Here is a 16,879-nt window from a genome sequence, read left to right on the forward strand (position 1 = left end):
GCGCGCCCGAAACAGTGAATTCGTCGCGCCCACCATGGCCGCCGGATTCATGGAAATCAAGGGGCGCAAGCCATGTCGGACGTCGTGACCATCTACCACAATCCCCGCTGCGGCAAATCCCGCGACACCCTGAAGCTGATCGAGGACAAGGGAATCGCGCCCAAGGTGGTGGACTATCTGAAGACACCGCCATCGGTCGCCGAACTGACCCGCATCCTGACCCTGCTGGGCAAGCGCCCCGCCGAGATCACCCGCAAGAAGGAAGCCGCCGAGGCCGGCATCGACCCGACCAAGCTGGACGACGCCGCCCTGATCCAGGCCCTGATCACCCACCCCATCGCCATCGAACGCCCCATCGTGGTCAAGGGCGACAAAGCCGCCCTGGGCCGCCCGCCGGAAAGCGTGCTGGCGATTCTGTGACGGGGGCTGATGTCTCGTGTCTACGACTTAGGGCTTGGGACGCGAGCGTAAGCTATAGTGCTGATCGCAGTCGTGGAGGCTATATTACCTGTCAGCCTTGGCGCCGCATGAACTCGGCAAAAAGCGGTACGCTGAAATCCAGATAGCCGTGATCGGCACTGAAGACCATGCCTTTTGAGATGATGCTCGCCCTCACCGGTCCCAAGGATTTTTGAGAGCGTCCCATTGACTTGGCAATATCCGCCATCGCATAGGGGCCATCCCCCAAGTGTGCCATTGCCTTGACAAAAAGAACCTCCGCCCTCGTCAGGCGGTCGATCCGCACTTTGAAGAACCCCTCATCCAGCCGCGCCAGCGTCTCAGCATAGGAATGGTCCACATTGGCAAAGGTGACTTCTGGTCCTTCGGAATTGTCCCATACGACGGAGGCCCACTCTTGAAGAAAGAATGGGTAGCCCTTTGTGCGCTCTATTATGGCCTGTAGTGCTTCCGGCGCAATAGTGGCCTCTTCCTCAATAATCGGCTTCTCAACGGCTTGTCCGGCGGAGACCGGGTCAAGGGCTCCAACGGCCGGATATTGAAACAGCCGTTCTGCGTAGGATTTCGCCTCTCCCGCCAAGCGGGCAATTTGCGGGAGACCCGCGCCAATCATTAGGACAGGCAACCCATCTTGCGATATCCGGTGTAGTGCAACAATCAGTGCTGATAGATCGGCTGCGGATAGATATTGCACCTCATCGATTAGGAGTAGCCAGCCACGTCCCGCAGCTTGGGCGGCCTTCCCGATCAAGGTGAATAGATCCGGCAGATCGTACTGAAGATCTCCCGTTTCAGCCAGCCCAGGCTCAGGCTCCACGCCCACCTCTACGCCAGCCATCTCGATCTTAAATATCGCGGCAAAGTTTCGCAGCCCATTGAGGCCACGTACTGCGAGGTGTCTCGCTGCTTCCACGCCAGACAGCGATCTCATGACTTTTCGCATTTCTGGAAAAATGAGGCGGGCGAGGCTCTCCCCTTCCGGAGACTCGACTCGGGAGACAAGTAAGCCCTCTCGCTCGGCGTTTCGACCGATCTCGTTGAGCAGCACAGTCTTCCCAACGCCGCGCAGACCTAGCAGCATGATCGAGCGCGCATTTCTTCCCTTCACAGCTCTTCCACACGATATTCTTGCTGCTTCAAGGATGGCGGAACGACCGGCGAGCTCAGGGGGGCGACTGCCCGCGCCAGGTGCAAATGGATTGCGATACGGGTCCATCGGTCCTCCGCGGGTCTTTGCGATGTCTAGCTATTTATAGGAATGTCTACAATATAACGCTAGTCTTTTTTAGACGGCCTTAGCCTGATGTCATGACTCAGCTCCATAAGTGACCTGGTGGCCGGAGCTCAACGGCCATTAGATTCCGGTGACACAGTTTCTGGTGACAGTGCACCCCATCGCCATCGAGCGCCCCACCGCGGCCCAGGGCGACAAGGCCGCCTGCCGGAAAGCGTGCTGGCAATTCTTTGACGGAGCGCTGAAGGGGTGGGGTGCCACTTCCCGGCGGGGGTTTTGGTTTGGGATGCCCCCCTACTTGATCACCCCGGCGTCGAAGTAATAGGCCGAGGCGCCGCCGTGGAGCTGGATGCCCATGCGTTCGATCTCGCTGGCCGACAGGTGGATCAGCTTGCCGCGGGGATGGCCGTCGGTCAGCAGTTTCTGGGTGCTGGGATGCCACAGCGCCCGTGTCACGCCGTAGATCAGCTCGTCGGGCTGCGACGCGGCGGTCACCAGCACGACGCCCACATCCAAGGTCTTCACCTCGGCGCCCACACCCTTATAGGTGTCGGCGGGAATGGTCGTGGCGGTGAAGAACGGGTTTTGGATGCGCAGCTTGTCGATTTCCGGACCGCTGACCGGGATCAGGACAAGATCGGAGCGCTGGGCCAGTTCGGCCAGGATGGGAACCGGATAGGCATCGACCACCAGCATGGCGTCCAAGGTTCCGGCGGCCATGGCGTCGGCGGCGGGGCCGGGCTTCATGGGCGACAGCTTCAACTGGCCCTCCGTCATGCCGAAGGCGCCCAGCAGCAGCTTGCCATGGACCATCTCGGCGGAGTCCTTGTCGCCGAACGACACCCGTTTGCCCTTCAGGTCGCGGACCGAGGCGATCTTGGCGTCCTTGCGGGCGATCAGATGCAGGCTTTCGGGGTACAGCATGGCGATGGCACGCAGGTTTTGGACGGCGCCCTTGCCCTTATAGATGCCGGTGCCGTGATAGGCCCAATAGGCGATGTCGGCCTGGACCAGGGCGGCATCCAGCCGCTTGGCGGCGATGGCCTCGATATTGGCGATGGAGCCGCCGGTGGACTTGGCCACCGCCACCATGCCCGGCACGCCGCACGATCCCCCCTTGTCGCATTCGCGCGAACCGGGCGGATTGCTGATGGCGTTGGCAACCAGACCGCCGAAGGCGAAGCGGGTCTCGCCGGTCGGGCCGGTGCCGATCTGGAAGAAGCGGATCTCCTGGGCGACGGCAGTCGCGGCCAGCGCCAAACCGACCGCCATGGCGGCCATGGACCATGTGAAGCGCCGGTGGCGCGAGGTGAACGTCACGGTGAGACTCCCTGGTCTTCTTGATTGATGGTCAAAGCATAGACCATTTATATCAATAAATCCGCATATATGTAATCGAGCCATACCATTTCGTGCGGGGTGGTTCACATCTTATTCATTGCGATCGGCCACAAAGCAGGCAGAATGTGCTCGTCACCGCAGGGGGTTTGCCGTCTTAAATGGACGATGATGGACTGAAACCGATCAATGACAGCGACATGGACTCCATGTTCGTTCTGCCGCTGTCGATTATCCCACTCCAGACGCCGGCCTTGCAGGCCGCCAAGCTGATCAAGAACGTGCGCCTGCGCAGCGCGGTGGAGATCTTCGCCGACGCGCAGACCGGATCCGGTCAAGTGGATGTGGAAGCCCTGCCCGCCATGTTCGGCTGGCCGGTGGATCAGGTTCATCCGGATCTCGGCATCCTGCGCCGCCTGGCGCTGTTGCCCAGCTACGACGTTTTTTCGCTGCGTGTCAGCCTGCGCGAGCACGGCATTCCGGTGAATGATTACGCGGCGCTGAAGCTGTCGCCGGACAAGGCGGCGGAACTGACCCGCTACATGATCATGTTCACCCGCCCCCTGATGAAGATGATCTATTCCGGCGAGGACGTGCAGGTCGACACCTATGACGACCTCATGAAGTTGTTCCGCGATCCCGATATCAAGAAAGCCCGCCAGCGGCTGGAAACCATGGCGGAAAGCCTCGGCATCGACATTTTCGACGTGCCGCGCTTCCTGGAGGATTACGGCGACACCTTCATGTCGCTCAGCTATTTCCGTCACTGCCTGGACCGGCTGGAGCCCTATTTCACCGCCTGCGTCCAGTCCATGACGCCCATCCGCAGCCACTTCCAGCTCAAGCAGAATCACAACCTCATGAAGTCCTGCGACATGATCGAGGAAGTGATCAACTCCATCAGCGCGTCCATTTCCGGCCGCCTCGAGGTGTTCGACAAGCGCACCCGCGAGATGTGGGAAAACATCACCCAGGAAGAGTTCCGCGCCGTCAAAAGCATGATCGAACGCTATCACGTCACCATCGGTTCGGCCTTGTGCGGCCTGACGGTGAAGATGAGCGCCTTCGCCAAGATGTTCCCCCGGCCCAATTCGGGCGGCCCCATCAAGCGGGCCGACTTCATGATGACCGAGATGATTCAGGGCATCGACCTGATCCGCGACGTGGACAAGCAGTTCTCGATCGGCGGATAAAGGTTTTAAGTTCGCCGTCGAGCGGCGGGCGGGCCACCTCCGTGGCCCTTGCCTTTCGCGTCACGCGGTCGCGACCGTATAGCTGTCTACGCCAGAATATCCAAATAGGTGCCGCGCGGCGCGAAGCGGTCCAGGCTTTCCAGCGGCGTGTCGGGCGACAGCATGCGCCGCCCGCGCGGGCCGTTGGGGGTGGCCCCCTGGATTCCCGAAGGACCGACGGCGGTTCCCCGCGATGGGCGCCCGTCACGGCCGACCGCCTCGCGGATGCCGATGACGTTGCCGACCTGGCCGCTGGAGCTGATGCCACGCGAAGTATCGACCATGTTCGAACTGTTCCCGATCTCAAATATAGGGTCGATGATACCATTCGCGGCCCTTGGACAAAAGCGGTTGCTTTTGCATTCTCCTTGCCCGCGACATTTTCTTGTGGCTGAATGCAACCATGGCTACTAGATCTGCCGAGGCCGCGCCGCTCCCTCCGCCCCAGACATTGGATCTGGCGGCTCACTTCATGGAATGCGGCGCGCTCAACACCAATCTCAGCCTCGCCCCGGGCGAACGGCTGATCATCACCGACGATCTGCTGGACGGCACCGTCGCCGATTTCGCGGCGGTTTCCATGGCGGCCATCGTCGCCCGCGACGGCCAGGTCGCCCGCGCCGCCATCATTCCGCTGTCGGTGGCCGCCAGCAAGGTCAAGCCCGGCGATCGCCAGAAATACGAACGCCTGTTCCAGTTGATCGAGGAAACCGCCTTCGACGAATCGGTGCGCGAATCGGCCGAGGCGCTGATCGCCGCCAATTTCCGCGATTCCCAGATCCGCGAACTGGCGGCCGAACTGGGCGGCACCATCGGTCCCGCCCGTGCGCGCTATCGCACCTTTCTCGACGTCATCAAGCTGCTGATCGACAAGAAGATCTCGGAAGGCGGCTTCCTCGACGAATTCCTGGAATTCACCCGCGCCGTGGCGGGAAAGCTGGATTTCGGCATCTATTCCATGTGCGTGGATCGCATGTTCGTCTCAGAGAACATCCCCATCATGGTCAAGGCCTCGCTGCTGGGCGAGATCATCAAATACCCGCCGCTGGTGCGCAAGGAGCTGGTCACCAACCTGCTGTCCTCGCCCAAGGCCCCGCGTGAGCTGGTCACCCATGCCCGCAATCAGTTGGCCGCCGAAATGACCCGTGCCCAGATGACCGAGATCGTGCTGTTCACCATGCTGAAACAGTCCTGGCAGTGGCAGAAGCTGGCCCCCGGACGCCCCACCATTTGATCATCGATGGATACTGTCTGTTTCGTCACCCCCGCGAAAGCGGGTGTCCATGTTCGGCCGATATGTAGCCTGGCAGCGTGGATTCCCGCTTTCGCGGGAATGACGACGGGTATTTGAGGTCTGTTCCCTGTGCCGTGCGCCGCATCCGAGAGAATCCCATGAAAGCCGTTATCTGTCCCGCCTTCGGCCAGCCTTTGGTGGTCGGAGACTTTCCGGCGCCAGCCCTGACCCCCGGCGGGGTTCGGGTCAAGGTCCATGCCGCCGGGGTCAACTTCGCCGACTCGCTGATCACCGGCGGCAAGTACCAGGAAAAGATGGAACCGCCCTTCGTTCCGGGCATGGAACTGTCGGGAACGGTGGTGGAGGTGGCGGGCGGCGTGCGGTCGTGCAAGCCGGGCGACCGGGTGATGGCGACGGTGACCGGCGGCGCCTTCGCCGAGGAAGCGGTGATGGACTGGACCGATGTCCATGTGCTGCCCGACAGCCTGGACTTCATCACCGCCGCCGGGTTTCCCGTGGCCTACGGCACCTCCCATCTGGGTCTGCGCAAGGCGGGATTGAAGGCGGGCGAGACGCTGGTGGTGCACGGTGCCGCGGGCGGCGTCGGCCTGACCGCCGTCGAGGTGGGCAAGGCCTTGGGCGCCACCGTCATCGGCACCGCCGGGGGGGCGGACAAGGTCGCGGTGGCGGTCAAGCACGGCGCCGATTTCGGCATCGACTACAAATCCGAGGATATCCGAGAGCGGGTTAAGGCACTGACCGACGGCCGGGGCGCCGACGTCATCTATGATCCGGTGGGCGGCGCGGTGTTCGACGCCAGTTTGCGCTCCATCGCCGCCGACGGCCGCATCCTGATCATTGGTTTCGCCAGCGGAACGGTTCCGCAGATTCCCGCCAACATCCTGCTGGTCAAGAATGTGACGGTGATCGGCTATTACTGGGGCGCCTATCGCAAGCTGGCGCCCGGCATGGTCCGCGAGTCCATGGCCGAGGCGCTGGAATGGTGGGCCGAAGGCAAGCTGCGCCCCCATGTGTCCAAGGTCATGGAGCTGTCCGAGGCGGTCACGGCCATCGAGATGCTCAAGCTCCGCGCCGCCACCGGAAAGATCGTGCTGACGGTGTGAGACGGCGCCCGCGCTCCCCTTTGGAACCGGAGCGCGGGCGTCCCGCCCGCTCTTACCAGCCGTAAGCCTTGGCCATGTCCGGATCCTTGGCGGCGACCGCCTTGGCGAGATCGACGATGACCTTGGCCTGTTTCCAGGTGGCGTCGTCCTGCATCTTGCCGTCGATCATCACGGCGCCGGTCCCATCGGGCATGGCCTCCAGGATTTTCTTGGCGAACAGCACTTCGTTGATCTCGGGGCTGAACACCTTCTTGGCGATGTCGATCTGCTTGGGGTGCAGGCTCCAGCCACCGGCGCAGCCCAGCAGGAAGGCGTTGCGGAACTGGGCCTCGCAGGCGGCATCGTCGGAGAAATCGCCGAACGGGCCGTAGAAGGCCTTGATTCCGGCCGACTGGCAGGCGTCCACCATCTTGGCCACGGTGTAGTGCCACAGATCCTGCTGGAACAAGGTGCGCCCCGCCTTGCCCTCGGCGGCATCTTCCAGCACGCCGTAGAAGGGATGGCCGCCGCCGACGCGGGTGGTCTTCATGCCGCGCGAGGCGGCGAGATCGGCCGGACCCAGGCTCATGCCGTGCATGCGCGGGCTGGCCTGGGCGATGGCGGCGATGTTCTCGACGCCGAGGGCGGTCTCCAGGATGGCGTGGATCAGGATGGGGCGCTTGACGCCGTGCTTGGCTTCCAACTGGGCCAGCAACTGGTCCAGGTAATGGATGTCCCACGGGCCTTCCACCTTGGGCAGCATGACCACGTCCACCTTGTTGCCGGCCTCGGCCACGATGGTGGTGACGTCGTCCAGGAACCACGGCGAGTTCAGGCAATTGACACGGGTCCACAGACCGGTGTTGGGATTGTCCCAGGCCTTGGCCACCTCGACGAAACCGGCCCGCGCCGCTTCCTTGGCGTCGGCGGGAATGGCGTCCTCCAGATTGCCCAGCAGCACGTCGACGCCACGGCCCATCTCGGCCGCCTTGGCCCGCATCTTCTCCACATGGGGCGGGAAGAAGTGGATCATGCGCTCCAGGCGCACCGGCAGCTCGCGATAGGGGGAGGGCGCGCCGATGGCGAGCGGCTCGAAGAACTTCCGGGGCGGCTTGACGGTCATGGACGCAATCCTCTTGCGGCAATAGTGATCGGGCCGCAATAATGCTGCGTCATTTTGCGCCGCACAAGGGAAAAGGGATTAGGTCGTCGAGCCGATCTCGCCCGCCTCGGCGGCGGCGGCGACGATGATGTCGCCGAATTCCCGCAGGAAGACCGAGCCCTTGACGGTGCGCTGGATCAGCACCGAGCGGCGGTCCTGGTCATCCACCTTGCGCTTGACCAGGCCGAATTCGGTCAGGCGGTCCAGGGCGCGGGTGATGGCAGGCTTGGAGATGTTCAAGGTGGCGGCAAGGCCGCGCACCGTATGGGGCGGCGGCGTCAGATAGACGGTCAGCAGCAAGGCCATCTGTCGGGCCGACAAATCGGGAGCGTCGCGCCGCACGCTCTCGGCGATGGCGCCTCGCCACAGATCAAGTGCCTGTACCGCCTTGAGTTGAATGCCCATCATCCGACCAATCGTTGCGACCACGAAATCTTTTAGCGGACCCCGGCCCATCCGGCAATGGCCGTGATGGGATTTCGGAAAATTGTCATGGGAATTTTGGCGCCCGGCGCTTGAGGGACATCATCAAGCAAAGCGCTCTTCGATCACCGCGAACAGGGCGCGCAGGCCTTGGGCTTCGCCACCTTCCGGTCGGCCGGGTCGGCCGCTGGGATTCCAGGCCAGCACGTCGAGATGGGCCCAGGCCAAGGCGGGATCGACGAAATCCTGTAAGAACAGCGCGGCGGTGATGGCTCCGGCATGGGGCGAGTCGTTGGCGTTGTTGATGTCGGCCACCTTGCTGTCCAGCATGCGGCGATACGGCTTGTAGAGCGGCAACCGCCACAGCGGGTCGGCCTCCGCCTCACCGGCCCGCAAGATGTCGGCGGCCAGCACCTCGTCGTCGGAGAACAGGGCGGGCAGGTCGGGCCCCAGCGCGCTGCGCGCCGCCCCGGTCAGGGTGGCGATGTCGATCAGCAAGGCGGGCTTGTCACGGCAGGCCTCGAACAAGGCGTCGCACAGGATCAGGCGACCCTCGGCGTCGGTATTGCCGATTTCCACCGAGGTTCCCTTGCGGGTGGCCAGCACGTCCAGCGGCCGCATGGCATCGCCCGACACGCAATTCTCCACCGCCGGAATCAGGACGCGCAGCCGCACGGGCAACCTGGCCTCCATGATCATGGAGGCCAGCCCCAGCACATGGGCGGCGCCGCCCATGTCCTTTTTCATCAGCTTCATATTGGAGGACGGCTTGAGGTCCAGGCCGCCGGTGTCGAAACAAACGCCCTTGCCCACCAGGGTGACCTTGGGCGCCTGTTCCGGCCCCCAGACAAGGTCGATCAGCCGGGGGCGGCGGTGGGCGGCGGCGGCGCGACCCACCGCATGGATGGCGGGGTAGTTTTCCGCCAGCAGGCCGTCGCCGACGATCACCCGGCAGGTGGCGCCGAATTGGGCGGCCAGCTTCTCGGCGGCGGCGGCCAGTTCGGCGGGGCCCATGTCCGAGGCGGGGGTGTTGATCAGATCACGCACCAGGGCGATGGCGTCGAAGGCCGCCTTCACCTTTGCGCGCTCGGCGCATTGGGGCCAGGCCAGATCGGGTAACGGCTTGGGGGATCGGCTTTTGTAACGGTCGAAGGAATATCCGGCCAGGGCCCAGCCCAGGGCGGCGCGATAGGCCAAGTCGGGCGACGGCTCGGGATTGATGCGATAACGTCCCGGCGGCAGCTTGGCGGGCAATTGGGCGAAGGCCCAGAAGTCGTCGCCTTCGGGCAGGCCGAACAGAACGCGGCCGAAACGGCTTTCAGGGCCGGGGCATAGGCAGACCGCGCCCGGCTCGGCGGTAAATCCCAGGGATCGAATCCAGACCCGCTCCGACTCCGCCTGTCCGGCCAGCCAGTCCGCCAGTTCGGATTTGCGCAAGGTCACGATCTCGACGGTGTCGGTCTCAGCCTCGATCAGATGGTCCGGCACGCAAAATCCTCCTGTTCTTTCGCCCATTCCTTAGACAGTATTTTGTCCGGATCATCATCGGAGAGTCCAGCATGACACTATCGCTCGTCATCGGCACCAAACGCTATTCGTCATGGTCCTTGCGGCCCTGGCTGGCATTGAAGGCCGCCGGTCTGGCCTTCGACGAGGTGGAGATCACGCTGCGTCAGCCCGATACCAAGGTGGAAATCCAGAAATACTCACCCTCGGGCAAAGTGCCGCTGCTGTTCGATGATGGCTTCAAGGTCTGGGATTCGTTGTCCATCTGCGAATATCTGGCGGAACGCTTTCCCGCCGCCAGGCTGTGGCCGGACCATGTCCAGGCCCGCGCCGTCGCCCGCTCGGTGTCCGCCGAGATGCATTCCGGCTTCATGCCGCTGCGCCGCGACTGCCCCATGGATGTGCTGACGGACGCCCCCATGGCGGAGATCAACGACGAGGTGAGGGCGGATGTGGCCCGCATCGATGCGCTGTGGCGCGATTGCCGCGACCGTTTCGGGGGCGGCGGCGACTTCCTGTTCGGCCGCTTCTCCATCGCCGACGCCATGTTCGCTCCGGTGGTCACCCGGATGCGGACCTATCATCTGCCGGTGGGCGAGGTGTCCCAGGCCTATTGCGAGTCCGTCATGGCCATGGCGGCGATGAAGGAATGGGTGGCGGCGGCGCGGTGATGTCGCTCAATCTTCGGGTAATGCCTTCAGGCGGGCGATTTCCGCCATGGCGGCGTGATAGAGCTGGGGGATATCGTTGACGATGCCATCCCAGATATCGGCGTCGTGAATTTGGTCGTACTGATGCCGGAGTGGATTGCCGATGCCGCGCGCGCCTTTCCAATTCACCTCGGGGTAAAGGGCATCAAGGGAGTGGCCGAGCTTGGTGGCCGCTTCGCTGATGCGCTGTAGGCATCGCTCGACGGCATCCTTGGTTTTTTGATCGGCCGCATAGGCGGCGAAATCCATATCGCCGATATAGCGCTGGATACGCTCGCAGTTATCCGCCACCTCGCCCAGGCGGTCGAGAGGACGGCTAGAAGGCATGGACTCCATCCCTGGCGGCTTCCTCGGCGATACCGGGGCGCAGTCTGTCCCTGCGGGCAAGATCGACCGAGCGGCCGATCCACTCTTCCAGGGATTGTTGGATACCGCCAATGGCGAAGATGCCGCGCACGATGGCGGGATCGACTTCGATCATGATGTCGATGTCGCTGTCCGGCCTTTCGTCGCCGCGCGCCACCGATCCGAAAATCGCGGCATGAACCACTCCCATCCTGACAAGATCATCTCGCCGGGCACGAAGAATCCGAGTGACATCGTCGCGGATCATGCTGAAAGCCTTGTTCTGCCACTCATACGATGCGGCGTCTCGGTTCGAGCCGTCAAGCTTTCAAAACCGCCGCCGCGCCCTGAAGGCCGCGGTGATGGTGCCGTCGTCCAGGTGGTCCAGCTCGCCGCCCACCGGCACCCCATGGGCGAGGCCGGTGACCGAGACGTCGCAGTCGGCGAGGCGGTCGGCGATGTAATGGGCGGTGGTCTGGCCCTCCACCGTGGCGGGGGTGGCCAGGATGACCTCCTTGACCAGGGGATCGCGGGCGCGGGCCACCAGGGACGCGATGCCGAGATCCTCGGGCGCCACGCCGTCCAGTGCCGACAGCAGCCCGCCGAGGACGGCGTAGCGGCCCTTGAAGCTGCCGGTGCGTTCCATGGCCCACAGTCCGGCCACATCCTCGACAACGCAGAGCTGGCTGGCGTCGCGGCGGTGGTCGGCGCAGATGGCGCAAGGCTCGATGGTGTCGAAATTGCCGCAAACGGCGCAAGTCTTGACCTTGGCGGCCGCCTCGGCCATGGCGGCGGCCAGTGGGATCAGCAGGGCTTCGCGCTTTTCCACCAGACGCAGGGCGGCACGCCGCGCCGAGCGCGGTCCCAGGCCCGGCAACCGCGAAAGAAGTTGAATGAGGCGCTCGATTTCGGGTCCGACCATTTCGATTCCGCAAGAAAAACACCGATATGGGCAGGAATCCGTTCGCTCTCTAAAGCATAGAGCCTTGATTCAGAACGGTAATTTAAAGCCTTCCGGCAGGCTGAGGCCGCCCGTCAGGTTGGCCATCTCCTCGGCCATCAGGGTCTCCGCCTTGCCCTTGGCGTCGTTGAAGGCGGCCAGCAGCAGGTCTTCCAGCACTTCCACGTCGTTGGGATCGACCAGCGATTTGTCGATCTTGACCTTCTTCATCTCGAACTTGCCGTTCAGGGTGACTTGCAGCATTCCGGCTCCGGCCGAGCCGGTCACCTCGATTTCCTGCATCTTGGCCTGCATCTCGGCCATCTTGGCCTGCATCTGCGACGCCTGCTTCATGAGGTTGCCAAGGTTCTTCATAGGTCTTCTTCTCCTGGAAACATCTCCGGATCCGCCATGGGATCGGGGTCGTCGGTCATGATATCGGGCGAGGGCTCGGGTTCGGCCTCGAGCTGGTGGACTTTTTCGATGGTGGCGCCGGGGAAGGCGGCCAGCACCGCCTTGACCAGCGGATGGTCGGCGGCGTCCTGGCGGCGGCGCATCTCGGCGCCCGCCTCCTGCTCGGCCAGGGTCGGCTGGGCGGGATCGGAGGAATTGACCGAGACGGTCCAGCGCCGCCCGGTCCATTCCGACAGCAGGCGCGCCACCTTGGGGGCGAGATCGGAGGCGGCGGCGCCGTGCTGTCGCCATTCGAGGCGGCCAGGTTCGAACGAGACCAGATTGACCTGATTGCGCAATTGCACGGCGATGACGCCTTCGCGCTTTTCGGCGAAGAGGGCGACCACCTCGGCGAAACCGGCGGGCATGGCAGGCAACTGGCTCGGCGCCGCCAGGGGTGCGGGCTGCATCTTCAACGCGGTGGCGCCGCCGTTTCCATTGCCGCCCAGATGTTGGCCCGAGACGGCATCGGCGGGGGCTCCCACAAAGCCGCCACCGCCACCGCCAGGGCCGCGCGGAGCAGGCGGCGGCTGGGGATTGGCGCGGATCTGCTCGACCAGTTCCGCCGGGGTCGGCAGTTCGGCGGCATAGGCCAGCCGCACGATGGCCATTTCGGCGGCTTGCAGCGCGTTATGGGCGGAGCGGGTCTCGGCCAGGCCCTTCAGCAGCATTTGCCAGGCACGGGTCAGGGCGGCCAGAGACAAGGCATCGGCCATCTGGCGGCCCTTGACCCGCTCGGTTTCCGAGGCGGTGGCGGCCTCGGCGGCTTCCGGCGTGACCTTCAGGCGGGTCAGCCAGTGCACCAGTTCCAGCATGTCTTGCAGCACCACCGCCGGATCGGCACCGGCGGCGTATTGGTCGGTGATCTGGTCCAAGGCGGTGCCCACGTCACCCTTCATCACCGCGTCCAGCAGGTCGAAGACGCGGGCGCGGTCGGCCAGCCCCAGCATGTCGCGCACCTGGGATTCGGCGACCAGACCGGCGCCGTGGCTGATGGCCTGGTCCAGCAGCGACAACCCATCGCGCACCGAGCCATCGGCGGCCCGGGCGATCAGCTTGAGGGCGGCGGGCTCAATCTCGGCGCTTTCCTTGACGGCGATACCGGCGAAATGGGCGGACAGCACCTCCATCTCGACCCGGCGCAGGTCGAAACGCTGGCAGCGCGACAGCACGGTGACCGGGATCTTGCGGATCTCGGTGGTGGCGAAGACGAATTTCACATGCTCGGGCGGCTCTTCCAGGGTCTTCAACAGGGCATTGAAGGCTGCCGTGGACAGCATGTGCACTTCGTCGATGATGTAAATCTTGTAACGGGCCGAGGTGGGGCGATAGCGAACGCTGTCGATCAGCTCGCGGATGCCGTCGACGCCGGTGCGGCTGGCGGCGTCCATCTCCATCACATCGACGTGGCGGTCCTCGGCGATGGCGCGGCAATGTTCGCAGACACCGCAAGGTTCGATGGTGGGGCCGCCCTTGCCATCCATACCAACGCAATTCAAGGCGCGGGCGATGATGCGGGCCGTGGTGGTCTTGCCGACGCCGCGCACGCCGGTCAGCACGAAGGCGTGGGCGAGGCGGCCCGACTGGATGGCGTTGGACAGGGTGCGCACCATGGCTTCCTGCCCGATCAGGCCGGCGAAGTCGGTGGGCCGGTATTTGCGGGCCAGCACGCGGTAGGGGGCAGGGGCGGGGCTGTCGGTCATGGCGGCAGAATATAACGCGGCGTTCGCCATGGCTACCGCCCATAGACGGCGCGCACCCGCTCCTTGAATTTCTGCACCACCCGGCGTTCCACCTCGGGCAGCGACAGCCGCGCCAGGGATTGCAGCAGGCCGGATTTCAATTCCATGCGGTAATCGGCCTTGACCCGGCAACCCTGGGCGTCAAGGGGCTCGAACACCCAGGTCAGGCGGAAGGCGCGGAACGGTCCGTCGCGGGACGTGATTTCCAGGCGATGGGGGGCGTCGAATTCGGCCACCGAGTGGAAGCGGGCCTGCACCGGTCCGGCGCCGAACAGATTGTCCACCTCCAGCCGAGCCTGGTCGCGGCGGCGAATGCGGGTCAGTCGGCACCAGGGAATGAAACGGGGATAGGATTCCACGTCCACCGCCAAGGCGAACAGCCGCGCCGCGTCGTGGTGGGGAAAGTCAACCGCCCAGCCGCCGACCAGCGCCGACATGGGACTTGGCCCTAACGGGTCAGATTGCGGATATTGCGCACGAAGATATTGAGCAAGCCGCGAATGAAGGGGTCGGCCTTGGCCAGCTTATCGCGGAAGGTGTCGCGGGAAATGACGATGCACGACACGTCGGACAGCGCCTTGGCGCTGGCCATGCGGGGCTGATCATCCACCAGGGCCATTTCCCCGAACAACTCGCCCTTGCCGATGGTGGCGATGGTCATGCCGTGCTTGATGATCTCCACCTGACCGTCTTGAATCAGATAGGCGCGATCACCGGAATCGCCTTCATTAAAGATCTTCGCCCCAGCGTAAAAAACCTTCCGCTCGAGAATTCGATCATTACGCATGCCAGCCACCCCAGTCTCGCTTGCTATGACTTTATTCGTGTTCTGTCTCCGAGTCACCCCCCAAGGCGAAGGAGACCATCGACAGAGCATAGTTGACCGTCTTAGAGTTGGGGCATGATCGCGGAAACACAAGCGCATGATTGCTTCGTCAAGGCGGTTCGGCCGTGAGCGCCGACGACCGGGCGCATTCCCTCGCCCGCCTGCGGGCGCTGATGGCCATGACCACCGTAAACGGCTGCACCGAGGAAGAAGAGCTGTCGGCGGCGCGCAAGGTGGCCAAGTTGATCGAGCAGTTGGACGGCCAACCCGGCCAAAGCGTCACCACCGACCCATCCTGGGCGGCGCGCGAGCGCGATAATCCCCAGTATCAGGCCCTGCTGGAAAAAACCACGCAGGAAGGTTTGCTGAAGGCGGCCTTGCAGGAACTGGCCCTGGGTCATATCAACACCGTCTCGCCCTTGCGACGCAATACCCGCGGCCAAGCGGTGGAGCATGTCTCCACCGTGGAACTGCTGCGCCCCTATTTCAATATGATGCTGGGCAGCGCGGGCGCGTCGCGTCTGGCGCGCGGCATCGTCGACGACATTCTGGCGGAACTGATCTATGACGGGCTGCTGCCCGACGTCTTGGCCATTCCCCGGGGATAGTCCTCCTTAACCAAGCCGCCTGTCCGTCCAAGCGGATGGGGCGCCTCTGGCCGCCAATTCCTCGCGATCCTTTCATTGGCCAATCCGTGCTGGCCGGATCAATTCACTTGATCCGGCATTGTCATGGAAGTATCATTTTCGTGTTCAGCGAATTGATGGCAGCATCCGCTCATGATCGAGACCTTCGAGACCGTGGCCAAGGCCGTCGCCGATCCATCGCGCGTGCGTATTCTCAAGCTGTTGGAGGCGGGAGAGCTGTGCGTGTGCCAGATCACCACCATCCTCGGCCTGGCGACGCCCACCATCTCCAAGCATCTCGCCGCCTTGAAGGTGGCCGGGCTGCTGCAACAGCGTCGGGATGGCAAATGGGTCTATTACCGGCTGGCGGAACGGGCGTTCAACCTCTATGCGCCCTCGTTCCTGGCAATGGTGGCGGCCGCGCTGGCCGACGATCCCACCATCGTCGAGGATCGCCGTTTGCTGACCATGGTCAACGAGGTTCCGGTCCAGGTGCTCTGTGATCAAGGCCGTGCCGCCTTGCCCGCGGGGGCCGCTTCCGCCAACCAAGGCATCAGCTGCTGTGGGGGACCGATATGAGCGAGAAAATCTACAACGTCCTATTCCTGTGCACCGGCAATTCGGCGCGCAGCATCATGGCCGAATGCATCATGAATCGGGAAGGCAACGGCAAGTTCCGCGCCTTCAGCGCGGGCAGCCAGCCCAAGGGCGCCATCGATCCGACCGTATTCAATCTGCTGAAGAAGTTGAACTTCTCCACCGATAGCCTGCGCTCCAAGTCGTGGGAAGAGTTCGCGGGGCCGGGTGCTCCCGAATTGGATTTCGTCTTCACCGTCTGCGACAACGCGGCGGGAGAAGTTTGCCCGGTCTGGCCGGGCCAGCCCATGAGCGCCCATTGGGGTGTCCCCGACCCGGCCGGATTCGAGGGCAGCGCCGTCGAGAAGGCTGCCCTGACCGCCGAGGTGATGCGCATGCTCAACAACCGCATCAGCATTTTTTCCGCCCTGCCGATCCATTCGCTCGACCACCTCTCGCTGCAGAAGCATCTGGACGAAATCGGCAAGGCCCGAACCTGATCCCTATGACAAGGCGACGTCCATGACCAATGTTCTGGTTCTTTGCACCGGCAATTCCGCCCGCTCCGTCCTGGGAGAAGCCCTGACCAACCATCTGGGCGGCGGAAAATGGCGGGCGTTCAGCGCTGGCAGCAATCCCACCGGCAAGGTCAATCCGCTCTCGCTGGAGGTGCTGGCCGAGAAGGGATTGCCCACCGAGGGTTACCGTTCCAAATCATGGGACGAATTCGCCCTGCCCGACGCGCCGAAGATGGATCTGGTGATTACCGTCTGCGACAACGCGGCGGGCGAGGTTTGTCCGATCTGGCCGGGACATCCGTCCAAAGTCCACATCGGCTTTCCCGACCCCGCCGCCGCCGAGGGCAGTCATGAGGAGCGGCTGGCCGCGTTTCGCAAGGTCTACGCCATGATCGAAGCCAAAATCGCCAAGCTGATCGAAGTCGGCGTCGAGCGGGCGGAAGAGGTCTGAG

General features: G+C 63.7%; 22 protein-coding genes. 9 read left to right on the forward strand and 13 right to left on the reverse strand.

Translation table 11 applies throughout. The features are described from left to right. Positions 1–72: 72 nt before the first annotated feature. The gene (gene arsC, locus CU669_RS10725; protein WP_112144515.1) at positions 73–420 is read left to right on the forward strand and encodes an arsenate reductase (glutaredoxin); all 348 of its coding nucleotides are present in this window, start codon (positions 73–75) and stop codon (positions 418–420) included. 91 nt (positions 421–511) lie between these two features. Here the strand turns inward: arsC and CU669_RS10730 are convergent, their stop codons facing one another. Both CU669_RS10730 and CU669_RS10740 read right to left on the reverse strand, forming a co-directional pair. Then, the gene (locus CU669_RS10730) at positions 512–1,675 is read right to left on the reverse strand and encodes an ATP-binding protein (RefSeq protein WP_112144517.1); all 1,164 of its coding nucleotides are present in this window, start codon (positions 1,673–1,675) and stop codon (positions 512–514) included. Positions 1,676–1,987: 312 nt separating this feature from the next. Next, positions 1,988–3,013: a TAXI family TRAP transporter solute-binding subunit gene (locus CU669_RS10740; protein ID WP_239988674.1), complete on the reverse strand. Its 1,026-nt coding sequence runs from the start codon at positions 3,011–3,013 to the stop codon at positions 1,988–1,990. Positions 3,014–3,192: 179 nt separating this feature from the next. Between CU669_RS10740 and CU669_RS10745 the strand changes: the two genes are divergently transcribed. Continuing rightward, on the forward strand, positions 3,193–4,224 hold the full coding sequence (locus CU669_RS10745) for a hypothetical protein (protein WP_112144522.1): 1,032 nt from the start codon (positions 3,193–3,195) through the stop codon (positions 4,222–4,224). A gap of 86 nt (positions 4,225–4,310) precedes the next feature. Here the strand turns inward: CU669_RS10745 and CU669_RS10750 are convergent, their stop codons facing one another. Continuing rightward, complete coding sequence (locus CU669_RS10750; RefSeq protein WP_112144523.1) at positions 4,311–4,547, reverse strand: hypothetical protein; 237 nt, start codon at positions 4,545–4,547, stop codon at positions 4,311–4,313. Positions 4,548–4,666: 119 nt separating this feature from the next. Between CU669_RS10750 and CU669_RS10755 the strand changes: the two genes are divergently transcribed. Continuing rightward, positions 4,667–5,497, forward strand: coding sequence for a hypothetical protein (locus CU669_RS10755; protein ID WP_112144795.1), 831 nt, complete (start codon positions 4,667–4,669; stop codon positions 5,495–5,497). A gap of 158 nt (positions 5,498–5,655) precedes the next feature. After that, positions 5,656–6,621, forward strand: a complete 966-nt coding sequence (locus CU669_RS10760) for an NADPH:quinone oxidoreductase family protein (protein WP_112144525.1) — start codon at positions 5,656–5,658, stop codon at positions 6,619–6,621. Between the two features lie 52 nt (positions 6,622–6,673). On the opposite strand, the gene CU669_RS10765 is transcribed toward CU669_RS10760, so the two are convergent. The 3 genes from CU669_RS10765 to CU669_RS10775 form a co-directional block, all read right to left on the reverse strand. Next, positions 6,674–7,723 (reverse strand): HpcH/HpaI aldolase/citrate lyase family protein, encoded by a 1,050-nt coding sequence (locus CU669_RS10765; RefSeq protein ID WP_112144527.1) that lies wholly within the window; start codon positions 7,721–7,723, stop codon positions 6,674–6,676. Positions 7,724–7,801: 78 nt separating this feature from the next. After that, positions 7,802–8,167, reverse strand: a complete 366-nt coding sequence (locus tag CU669_RS10770) for a MarR family transcriptional regulator (protein ID WP_112144797.1) — start codon at positions 8,165–8,167, stop codon at positions 7,802–7,804. Between the two features lie 123 nt (positions 8,168–8,290). Next, complete coding sequence (locus CU669_RS10775; protein WP_239988675.1) at positions 8,291–9,673, reverse strand: leucyl aminopeptidase family protein; 1,383 nt, start codon at positions 9,671–9,673, stop codon at positions 8,291–8,293. 71 nt (positions 9,674–9,744) lie between these two features. On the opposite strand from CU669_RS10775, the gene CU669_RS10780 reads away from it, so the two are divergent. Continuing rightward, positions 9,745–10,362 (forward strand): glutathione S-transferase family protein, encoded by a 618-nt coding sequence (locus tag CU669_RS10780; protein ID WP_112144531.1) that lies wholly within the window; start codon positions 9,745–9,747, stop codon positions 10,360–10,362. 6 nt (positions 10,363–10,368) lie between these two features. On the opposite strand, the gene CU669_RS10785 is transcribed toward CU669_RS10780, so the two are convergent. From CU669_RS10785 to CU669_RS10815, 7 genes are all read right to left on the reverse strand, one after another. Beyond that, positions 10,369–10,728: a HepT-like ribonuclease domain-containing protein gene (locus CU669_RS10785; RefSeq protein ID WP_161539637.1), complete on the reverse strand. Its 360-nt coding sequence runs from the start codon at positions 10,726–10,728 to the stop codon at positions 10,369–10,371. Beyond that, the gene (locus CU669_RS10790) at positions 10,718–11,014 is read right to left on the reverse strand and encodes a nucleotidyltransferase family protein (RefSeq protein WP_112144534.1); all 297 of its coding nucleotides are present in this window, start codon (positions 11,012–11,014) and stop codon (positions 10,718–10,720) included. Before CU669_RS10790 ends, CU669_RS10785 begins: the two co-directional genes overlap by 11 nt. A 60-nt stretch (positions 11,015–11,074) precedes the next feature. Next, a complete protein-coding gene (recR, locus tag CU669_RS10795) occupies positions 11,075–11,668 on the reverse strand; it encodes a recombination mediator RecR (RefSeq protein ID WP_112144536.1) in 594 nt (197 codons plus the stop codon). A gap of 69 nt (positions 11,669–11,737) precedes the next feature. Then, on the reverse strand, positions 11,738–12,061 hold the full coding sequence (locus CU669_RS10800; protein WP_112144537.1) for a YbaB/EbfC family nucleoid-associated protein: 324 nt from the start codon (positions 12,059–12,061) through the stop codon (positions 11,738–11,740). After that, complete coding sequence (locus tag CU669_RS10805; RefSeq protein WP_275667813.1) at positions 12,058–13,872, reverse strand: DNA polymerase III subunit gamma/tau; 1,815 nt, start codon at positions 13,870–13,872, stop codon at positions 12,058–12,060. Before CU669_RS10805 ends, CU669_RS10800 begins: the two co-directional genes overlap by 4 nt. A 2-nt stretch (positions 13,873–13,874) precedes the next feature. Next, positions 13,875–14,318: a type II toxin-antitoxin system RatA family toxin gene (locus CU669_RS10810; RefSeq protein WP_112144538.1), complete on the reverse strand. Its 444-nt coding sequence runs from the start codon at positions 14,316–14,318 to the stop codon at positions 13,875–13,877. A gap of 11 nt (positions 14,319–14,329) precedes the next feature. Continuing rightward, positions 14,330–14,668: a cyclic nucleotide-binding domain-containing protein gene (locus CU669_RS10815; protein WP_112144540.1), complete on the reverse strand. Its 339-nt coding sequence runs from the start codon at positions 14,666–14,668 to the stop codon at positions 14,330–14,332. 164 nt (positions 14,669–14,832) lie between these two features. Between CU669_RS10815 and CU669_RS10820 the strand changes: the two genes are divergently transcribed. The 4 genes from CU669_RS10820 (at position 14,833) to CU669_RS10835 (ending at position 16,878) form a co-directional block, all read left to right on the forward strand. After that, entirely contained in the window at positions 14,833–15,315 is a 483-nt protein-coding gene (locus CU669_RS10820) for a DUF2786 domain-containing protein (protein WP_112144541.1), read from the forward strand. Positions 15,316–15,486: 171 nt separating this feature from the next. After that, the gene (locus CU669_RS10825) at positions 15,487–15,912 is read left to right on the forward strand and encodes an ArsR/SmtB family transcription factor (protein WP_112144543.1); all 426 of its coding nucleotides are present in this window, start codon (positions 15,487–15,489) and stop codon (positions 15,910–15,912) included. Further along, positions 15,909–16,409, forward strand: coding sequence for an arsenate reductase ArsC (locus tag CU669_RS10830; RefSeq protein ID WP_112144545.1), 501 nt, complete (start codon positions 15,909–15,911; stop codon positions 16,407–16,409). The genes CU669_RS10825 and CU669_RS10830 overlap by 4 nt, the downstream gene beginning before the upstream one ends. Positions 16,410–16,431: 22 nt before the next feature. After that, the gene (locus CU669_RS10835) at positions 16,432–16,878 is read left to right on the forward strand and encodes an arsenate reductase ArsC (protein WP_112144546.1); all 447 of its coding nucleotides are present in this window, start codon (positions 16,432–16,434) and stop codon (positions 16,876–16,878) included. Position 16,879 lies beyond the last annotated feature (1 nt).

Origin of the sequence: Paramagnetospirillum kuznetsovii (genome assembly GCF_003284725.1) — a bacterium.
GTDB lineage: Bacteria > Pseudomonadota > Alphaproteobacteria > Rhodospirillales > Magnetospirillaceae > Phaeospirillum > Phaeospirillum kuznetsovii.

What these genes read in the sequence shown, in the direction of transcription:
- arsC (WP_112144515.1), top strand. Translation starts at nt 73, where the DNA reads ATGTCGGACGTCGTGACCATCTACCACAATCCCCGCTGCGGCAAATCC.
- CU669_RS10730 (WP_112144517.1), bottom strand. Translation starts at nt 1,675, where the DNA reads ATGGACCCGTATCGCAATCCATTTGCACCTGGCGCGGGCAGTCGCCCC.
- CU669_RS10745 (WP_112144522.1), top strand. Translation starts at nt 3,193, where the DNA reads ATGGACGATGATGGACTGAAACCGATCAATGACAGCGACATGGACTCC.
- CU669_RS10750 (WP_112144523.1), bottom strand. Translation starts at nt 4,547, where the DNA reads ATGGTCGATACTTCGCGTGGCATCAGCTCCAGCGGCCAGGTCGGCAAC.
- CU669_RS10755 (WP_112144795.1), top strand. Translation starts at nt 4,667, where the DNA reads ATGGCTACTAGATCTGCCGAGGCCGCGCCGCTCCCTCCGCCCCAGACA.
- CU669_RS10760 (WP_112144525.1), top strand. Translation starts at nt 5,656, where the DNA reads ATGAAAGCCGTTATCTGTCCCGCCTTCGGCCAGCCTTTGGTGGTCGGA.
- CU669_RS10765 (WP_112144527.1), bottom strand. Translation starts at nt 7,723, where the DNA reads ATGACCGTCAAGCCGCCCCGGAAGTTCTTCGAGCCGCTCGCCATCGGC.
- CU669_RS10770 (WP_112144797.1), bottom strand. Translation starts at nt 8,167, where the DNA reads ATGGGCATTCAACTCAAGGCGGTACAGGCACTTGATCTGTGGCGAGGC.
- CU669_RS10780 (WP_112144531.1), top strand. Translation starts at nt 9,745, where the DNA reads ATGACACTATCGCTCGTCATCGGCACCAAACGCTATTCGTCATGGTCC.
- CU669_RS10785 (WP_161539637.1), bottom strand. Translation starts at nt 10,728, where the DNA reads ATGCCTTCTAGCCGTCCTCTCGACCGCCTGGGCGAGGTGGCGGATAAC.
- CU669_RS10790 (WP_112144534.1), bottom strand. Translation starts at nt 11,014, where the DNA reads ATGATCCGCGACGATGTCACTCGGATTCTTCGTGCCCGGCGAGATGAT.
- recR (WP_112144536.1), bottom strand. Translation starts at nt 11,668, where the DNA reads ATGGTCGGACCCGAAATCGAGCGCCTCATTCAACTTCTTTCGCGGTTG.
- CU669_RS10800 (WP_112144537.1), bottom strand. Translation starts at nt 12,061, where the DNA reads ATGAAGAACCTTGGCAACCTCATGAAGCAGGCGTCGCAGATGCAGGCC.
- CU669_RS10805 (WP_275667813.1), bottom strand. Translation starts at nt 13,872, where the DNA reads ATGGCGAACGCCGCGTTATATTCTGCCGCCATGACCGACAGCCCCGCC.
- CU669_RS10810 (WP_112144538.1), bottom strand. Translation starts at nt 14,318, where the DNA reads ATGTCGGCGCTGGTCGGCGGCTGGGCGGTTGACTTTCCCCACCACGAC.
- CU669_RS10815 (WP_112144540.1), bottom strand. Translation starts at nt 14,668, where the DNA reads ATGCGTAATGATCGAATTCTCGAGCGGAAGGTTTTTTACGCTGGGGCG.
- CU669_RS10825 (WP_112144543.1), top strand. Translation starts at nt 15,487, where the DNA reads ATGATCGAGACCTTCGAGACCGTGGCCAAGGCCGTCGCCGATCCATCG.
- CU669_RS10830 (WP_112144545.1), top strand. Translation starts at nt 15,909, where the DNA reads ATGAGCGAGAAAATCTACAACGTCCTATTCCTGTGCACCGGCAATTCG.
- CU669_RS10835 (WP_112144546.1), top strand. Translation starts at nt 16,432, where the DNA reads ATGACCAATGTTCTGGTTCTTTGCACCGGCAATTCCGCCCGCTCCGTC.